General features: G+C 74.2%; 5 protein-coding genes and 1 tRNA gene. 4 read left to right on the top strand and 2 right to left on the bottom strand.

Annotated features, from left to right (window positions below):
* Positions 1 to 195: 195 nt before the first annotated feature.
* Together pyk and ACI784_RS25100 are read left to right on the top strand one after the other, a co-directional pair.
* Positions 196 to 1,611 carry a pyruvate kinase gene (pyk, locus tag ACI784_RS25105; RefSeq protein WP_456924883.1) on the top strand — a complete coding sequence of 472 codons (1,416 nt, stop codon included), beginning with the start codon at positions 196 to 198 and terminating at the stop codon, positions 1,609 to 1,611.
* Positions 1,608 to 2,483: an acyl-CoA thioesterase gene (locus ACI784_RS25100; RefSeq protein ID WP_456924882.1), complete on the top strand. Its 876-nt coding sequence runs from the start codon at positions 1,608 to 1,610 to the stop codon at positions 2,481 to 2,483. The genes pyk and ACI784_RS25100 overlap by 4 nt, the downstream gene beginning before the upstream one ends.
* A gap of 10 nt (positions 2,484 to 2,493) precedes the next feature.
* Here the strand turns inward: ACI784_RS25100 and ACI784_RS25095 are convergent, their stop codons facing one another.
* Both ACI784_RS25095 and ACI784_RS25090 read right to left on the bottom strand, forming a co-directional pair.
* The gene (locus ACI784_RS25095; RefSeq protein WP_457015322.1) at positions 2,494 to 4,239 is read right to left on the bottom strand and encodes an aminotransferase class V-fold PLP-dependent enzyme; all 1,746 of its coding nucleotides are present in this window, start codon (positions 4,237 to 4,239) and stop codon (positions 2,494 to 2,496) included.
* Between the two features lie 141 nt (positions 4,240 to 4,380).
* Positions 4,381 to 4,454: transfer RNA gene (locus ACI784_RS25090), tRNA-Leu, on the bottom strand.
* A gap of 79 nt (positions 4,455 to 4,533) precedes the next feature.
* On the opposite strand from ACI784_RS25090, the gene ACI784_RS25085 reads away from it, so the two are divergent.
* A complete protein-coding gene (locus tag ACI784_RS25085; RefSeq protein ID WP_457015321.1) occupies positions 4,534 to 5,130 on the top strand; it encodes an ANTAR domain-containing response regulator in 597 nt (198 codons plus the stop codon).
* Between the two features lie 190 nt (positions 5,131 to 5,320).
* Positions 5,321 to 6,661, top strand: a complete 1,341-nt coding sequence (locus tag ACI784_RS25080; RefSeq protein ID WP_456924879.1) for an ABC transporter substrate-binding protein — start codon at positions 5,321 to 5,323, stop codon at positions 6,659 to 6,661.
* Positions 6,662 to 6,824: the final 163 nt, after the last annotated feature.

Here is a 6,824-nt window from a genome sequence, read left to right as displayed (position 1 = left end):
CGCCCCCCCCCCCCCCCCCCCCCCCCCCCCCCCCCCCCCCCCCCCCCCCCCCCCCCCCCCCCCCCCCCCCCCCCCCCCCCCCCCCCGCCCCCCCCCCCCCCCCCCCCCCCCCCCCCGGCTGTTTCCGCACGCGGATGTGAACGCTCACAGGGGTCCTCCCCGCGAAGCGCGCGCGGGCCGGATAGCGTTTGGGCCATGTCGCGTCGCGCCAAGATCGTCTGCACCCTCGGGCCGGCGACCGGTTCGCTGGAGCAGGTCACCTCCCTCGTCGAGTCCGGGATGGACGTCGCCCGGCTGAACTTCAGTCACGGCGCACACGCCGATCACGAGAAGGCCTACCGCCTGGTCCGCGAGGCCTCGGACCGCACCGGCCACGCCGTCGCCGTCCTCGCCGACCTCCAGGGCCCCAAGATCCGGCTGGGCACCTTCACCGACGGCCCGGTCGTGTGGCCCACCGGCAGCCGGGTCTGCGTCACCGTCGACGACGTTGAGGGCACCGCCGAGCGGGTCTCCACCACCTACAAGGGCCTGGCCTCCGACGCGCGCGTCGGCGACCGGCTGCTGGTCGACGACGGCAAGCTGGCGCTGTCGGTCGTGGGCGTGGACGGCCCCGACGTCTGGTGCCTGGTCGTCGAGGGCGGCGAGGTGTCCAACAACAAGGGCCTGTCGCTGCCCGGCGTCGCGGTGAGCGTGCCCGCGCTGTCGGACAAGGACGAGGAGGACCTCCGCTTCGCCCTGCACCTGGGCGTGGACTTCATCGCCCTGTCGTTCGTGCGCTCGCCCCGCGACGTGGAGCTGGTCCGCGACATCATGCGGCAGGAGGACATCTCCGTCCCCGTCATCGCCAAGCTGGAGAAGCCCGAGGCGGTCGAGAACCTCGAGGCGATCGTCGAGGCCTTCGACGGCGTCATGGTCGCCCGCGGCGACCTCGGCGTGGAGCTGCCGCTGGAGCAGGTGCCGCTGGTGCAGAAGCGCGCCGTGCAGGCCGCCCGCGAGCGGAACAAGCCGGTCATCGTGGCCACCCAGATGCTCGAGTCGATGATCAGCTCCTCGCGGCCCACCCGCGCCGAGGCCTCCGACGTCGCCAACGCCGTCCTCGACGGGGCCGACGCGGTCATGCTGTCGGGGGAGACCTCGGTGGGCCGCTACCCGATCGCCGCGGTGCGCACGATGGAGCGGATCATCGACGCCGTCGAGAGCGCCGACACCGCCGTCCCCGACCTCGTGCGCATCTCCCGGTCCCGCTCCGGGGCCATCGTCCGCGCGGCCAAGGACGTCGGGGAGACCCTCGCGGTCAAGGCGCTGGCCACCTTCACGCAGACCGGCGACACCGCCCGCCGGCTGGCCGCGCTGCACCCGCGGCAGCCGCTGCTGGCCTTCACCGTCGACGCCCGCGTGCGCAGCCAGCTGGCGCTGTCCTGGGGCGTGGAGACCTTCCTCGTGCCCGAGGTGCAGCACACCGACGACATGGTGCGGCAGGTGGACTTCTCCCTGCTGTCCATCGGCCGCCTCAAGGAGGGCGACCGGGTCGTCGTCGTCGCGGGCAGCCCGCCCAACACCGTCGGCTCCACCAACCTCATCCGGGTCCACGAGGTGGGCACCGACTCATGAGCGGCCCGGCGGGGGACGGCGACAGCCAGGCCGCCGCGCTCCTGCACGTGCTCGACCTCGAGGAGCGGGAGCGCGACGTCTTCGTCGGCCAGACGCCGACCACGCGGCTGCAGCGCATCTTCGGCGGGCAGGTCGCGGGGCAGGCGCTGATGGCCGCCGGGCGGACGGTGCCGGCGGGCCGGGACGTGCACTCGCTGCACGCCTACTTCCTGCGGCCCGGTGACCCGCACGAGGAGATCCGCTACACCGTGGACCGCATCCGCGACGGGCGGTCGTTCACCACCCGCCGGGTCATCGGCTGCCAGCGGCGCAAGGGCGAGGACGTCGCCATCTTCGCGCTGACCGCCGACTTCCACGTCGAGGAGCCGGCCGTCGTCGAGCACTCGCTGCCGATGCCCGCCGTCCCTGCTCCGGACGAGCTGCCCTCACTGGCCGACCTCGCCGCCCGCCACGGCAAGGAGGGGTCGGGCGCGATGGAGATCAGCCGGGCGGTGGAGCAGCGGCTGCTCGAGGACCCCTTCGACGGGCAGGCCAAGGAGCCGCCGACACGGGTCTGGATGCGGGTCGCCGGGCGGCTCCCGGCCGTGCCCGCCGTGCACGCGGCCGCGCTGACCTTCGTCAGTGACCTCACGCTGCTCGGGGCCGGCCTGGTGCGGGTCGGTGGCTGGGGTGACCGGTACGCCGGCGCCAGCCTGGACCACGCGGTGTGGTTCCACGCGCCGGTCCGCGCCGACGAGTGGTTCCTCTACGAGACCGACAGCCCGGCCGCGTCCGGAGGGCGGGCGCTGTGCTTCGGCCGCATCTGGGCGGCCGACGGCACGCACGTGGCCACCGTCGCCCAGGAGGGACTGCTGCGCGCCGTCGGCCGCTGAGCCCGGCGGCTCAGGAGCCGGTGCCCCGGGCGCCCGCGGCGTCGGTCTCCGCGGCGACGGCGGCCTCCTCGGCCGGTGCCGTGGCGACGTCGGCCTCGGGCAGCGCGGGGGAGGCGGCGCCGTCCGTCGCCGGCTCCGGGAGGAGCTCCTGCTGCGCCTCCGCCTGCGCCGCCGACTCGTCCTGGGCGGCCGGGGCCTCCAGGACGTCGTCGGCCGGCGTGCCGGCGTCGGCGGCCGCCAGGGTGGCCGCGCGGCGCTCGGCCTCGGCCCGGGCCCGCTCGGCGGCGGACTCGGCGAAGTCGGCGGCCAGCCAGTCGTGCCCCTCGCACAGCAGCGCCCACGCCCGCTCGACGTGGGCCCGGGTCGTGGCGGGCGCGCCGACGGCCACCCGCAGCACCACCTGGCCGCGGACGGTGGTGTGGGTCAGGAAGACCTCGCCGCCGTCGTTGAGCCGCTCCAGGAGGGTCATGGTCGCGACGTCGGCGTCCACCTCCTCGGGCCAGCGGGGACGCAGGCACACCAGCGACAGCGGGTGCCGGGTCGCGACGTCGAAGCGCTCGTCGGCCTCGGCCCAGGCGGCCAGCTCCTGCGCCAGCGCCACGCCGGAGCGGATGTGGGCGCGCAGCCCCTCGGCGCCGTACCAGCGCAGGACGAACCAGAGCTTGAGCGCGCGGAAGCGGCGGCCCAGCTCGATCTGCCAGTCGCGGTAGTCGACGACGGTGCCGGCGTCGGTGGCGGCGTTGCGGAGGTACTCCGGCAGGATCGACAGCGCCCCGGTGAGCGCGGCGCGGTCGGCGACCCAGAACAGCGTCGCGTCGAAGCCGGTCAGTAGCCACTTGTGCGCGTCGGTCGTGTAGCTGTCGGCCCACTCGACCCCGGCCTGCAGCTCCCGGAGCTCCGGGGCGACGGCGCTGACGCCCGCGTAGGCGGCGTCGACGTGCAGCCAGACGCCGTGCTCGTGGCAGATCGGGCCCAGCTCCGCGAGGGGGTCGATGGCGGTGGTGGACGTCGTCCCCACGGTGGCGCAGACCAGGACCGGGCGGAAGCCGCGGGCGGTGTCGCGCTCCAGGCGGGCGGCGAGGGCCGCGGGGCGCATCGCCAGATCGCCGTCGACCTCGACGATGCGGACGGCGTCGGTGCCCAGACCCGCGATGCGCACGGCCTTCTCCATCGAGGAGTGGGTCTCCGAGGAGACGTAGACCGTGTACTCCTCGGGCCGCACCCCGTCGCGCACGGTGGCCCCGCCGCTGGCCCGGTGCAGGGCGGCCAGCAGCGCCACCAGGTTGGCGCCCGAGCTGCTGTCCTGGACCACGCCGCCGCCGCTGCCGGTGGAGCGGAAGGACTCGGGCAGGCCGAGCAGCTCGGCGAACCAGTCCATGACGTGCTGCTCGAGCTCGGTCGCCGCGGGGCTGGTCACCCACGACATCCCCTGGACGCCGAGGCCCGAGGAGACGAGGTCGCCGAGGACCGACGGGCCGGAGGTGTTGGCCGGGAAGTAGCCGAGGAAGCCGGGGTGCTGCCAGTGCGTGACGCCGGGCAGCACGACGCGCTCCAGGTCGCCGAGGACCGCCGCGAACGGCTCACCCTGCTCCGGTGGCGAGGCGGGCAGGGACTCGCGGACGTCGCCGGGCGCCACGGGGGAGCGGACCGGGAAGGTGGCGATGCGGGTCCAGTAGTCGGCGATCCAGTCGACGACCTCGTGCCCGTGCTGCCGGAACTGCTCGGGGGTCATGTGCGGCGGCGTCGGCGAGCTCACCGGGTCACCGTAGTGCGCGGGCATCGGCTGGGCCCCAGCGCCGCCGGGGACGGCGCCTGGCCGTGGGTGGACCGGTCGCGGGGGCCCGGGGGGCCTCCCGGCCGGGACACGGGTGCGCTCAGCGTCCTGCTCTTCCGAACGTGCCCCCGGTGCGACTCGAACGCACACTGCGCGGGTTTTGAATCCGCTCCCTCTGCCGATTGGGGTACGGGGGCGTGCCGGGGACGGGGCCCCGGCTGCCCGAGCAGCCTAGCCGTCCGTCGCCGACCCTCCGGCATCGCTAGGCTCCCGCGCGTGAGCAGCGAGTCGATCCGGGTCCTCATCGCGGAGGACGAGGCGCTCATCCGCCTCGACCTCAAGGAGATGCTCGAGGAGGAGGGGTACACCGTCGTCGCCGAGGTCGGCGACGGGCAGCAGGCGGTCGACCGCGCCACGGAGCTGCGTCCCGACCTCGTCATCCTCGACATCCAGATGCCGGTCCTCGACGGGCTGTCGGCCGCCGAGCAGATCGCCGCCGCCCGGGTGGCGCCGGTCATCGTGCTCACCGCGTTCAGCCAGCGGGAGCTGGTCGAGCGGGCACGGGACGCCGGCGCGATGGCCTACCTGGTGAAGCCGTTCTCCAAGAACGACCTGGTGCCGGCGATCGAGGTCGCCCGGGCGCGGTTCGCCGAGATGTCCGCCCTCGACGGCGAGGTGCGGACGCTGGAGGAGCGGCTGGAGGCCCGCAAGGTCGTCGAGAAGGCCAAGGGCCGGCTGATGGCCGAGCAGGGCATGACGGAGTCGGAGGCGTTCCGCTTCATCCAGCGGACGGCGATGAACGAGCGGACGTCGATGAAGGCCCTGGCGCAGCGCATCCTCGACCCGCAGGAGGCCGACGCCCCCGCGGAGTGATCCGCGTCTCCGGGTGAGGAGCCCGGCCCGTGCTGTGTGTCGGGCCGGGATCCGGGAGGTCACGACCTCATCACGGTCCGGGCGACCCCCGGTCCGGGCCCGGATCCGGCAGTTACCTTCCCCCCACTGACCAGGCCACCCGGCCAGGGCTGGCCGAGTGCACGACCGACAGCACAGTGGGAGTTGTTTGATGCGCACAGGCATCCTCGCCCGGAGCGCCGCGATCAGCGCGGCGGCCCTGCTCGTCCTGACCGCCTGCGGTGGCGGCGGCGACGACGAGGGCGGCAGCGGTGGCGGGGGCGACGCCGCCAGCGGTGAGAAGCAGGTCAACGTCTACGGGTCCGACGGCAACATGGGCAACGCGCTCGGTGAGCGGCTCTCCGGCGAGGGCGCGCTGGCGGGGATGAAGGGCACGCTTCCCCTCACCGAGCTGTCCGGCGACTTCCGCGACCGGCTGCTCGAGGTCAACCCCGACCTCGTCGACTTCAACTACGCCGGTGAGACCTACGACGCCATCGTCATCACGGCCCTCGCCTCGCAGATGGCCGGGACCACCGACGCCAACGTCTTCAAGGCCTACGTCAACGGCGTCACCGCAGGCGGCGACAAGTGCGAGGACTTCACCTCGTGCCTGGAGATCGTCAACGGCGGCGGCAACCCCGACTACGACGGCCAGTCCGGCCCGCTGAGCTTCACCGACGCCGGCGAGCCGGCCCAGGCGAGCATCGGCATCCAGCAGTTCGGCGACGACAACCGGATCGACGACAGCCAGACGCGGTACGTCATCCCGGGCGACGAGGCGAACGCCACCCAGGACGAGGGTCCGGCCCCGGCGCCGGCCGGCACCACCTCGCCGGAGCCACTGATCATCGGCACCCTGCTGCCGGAGACCGGCAACCTGGCCTTCCTCGGGCCGCCGGAGATCGCCGGCGCGCAGCTGGCGGTCAACGACATCAACGCCGCCGGCGGTGTGCTGGGCCAGCAGGTGCAGCTCATCCAGCGCGACTCGGGTGACACCACCACCGACATCGCGACCCAGTCGGTGGACGCCCTGCTCCAGGCCGGCGCGAACGCGATCATCGGTGCGGCGTCCTCGGGTGTGAGCCTGACCGTCATCGACACGATCACCGGTGCCGGCGTCCTGCAGTTCTCCCCGGCCAACACGTCGGACCAGTTCACGACGTACAACGACAACGGGCTGTACTTCCGCACCGCCCCGCCGGACACCCTGCAGGCCGAGGCGCTGGCCGACCTCATCATCGAGGACGGCAACAACACCGTCGGCATCCTCGCCCTCAACGACCCGTACGGCACCGGGCTGGCGGAGAACGTCGCCAACAACCTGCAGGCCGCCGGCCTCGCCGAGGGCGACATCCAGTCGATCATCTACGACCCGCAGGCTGCGAACTTCGACTCCGAGGTCCAGCAGATGGTCGACTTCAACCCCGACGCCATCGTGGTGATCGGGTTCGACGAGTCCTCCCGGATCATCGAGGGGCTCAACTCCAACGGGATCGGCCCGCAGCGCTGACCCCACCCCGGCAACGTCACTGACGCTCCCGGCGCACCACCTCGCAGTGGGGGGGGGGGGGGGGGGGGGGGGGGGGGGGGGGGGGGGGGGGGGGGGGGGGGGGGGGGGGGGTGGGGGGTGGGGTGGGGGGGTGGGGGGGGGGCGGGTGGGTGGGTGGGGGGGG

The organism is Geodermatophilus sp. SYSU D01186, assembly GCF_054050215.1.
Note: the sequence above shows the minus strand (reverse complement) of the source record. Positions and strands in the feature narration are given on the sequence as shown.

Excerpts from the sequence above, each read along its gene's own strand:
- pyk (WP_456924883.1), top strand. The coding sequence starts at position 196 with ATGTCGCGTCGCGCCAAGATCGTCTGCACCCTCGGGCCGGCGACCGGT.
- ACI784_RS25100 (WP_456924882.1), top strand. The coding sequence starts at position 1,608 with ATGAGCGGCCCGGCGGGGGACGGCGACAGCCAGGCCGCCGCGCTCCTG.
- ACI784_RS25080 (WP_456924879.1), top strand. The coding sequence starts at position 5,321 with ATGCGCACAGGCATCCTCGCCCGGAGCGCCGCGATCAGCGCGGCGGCC.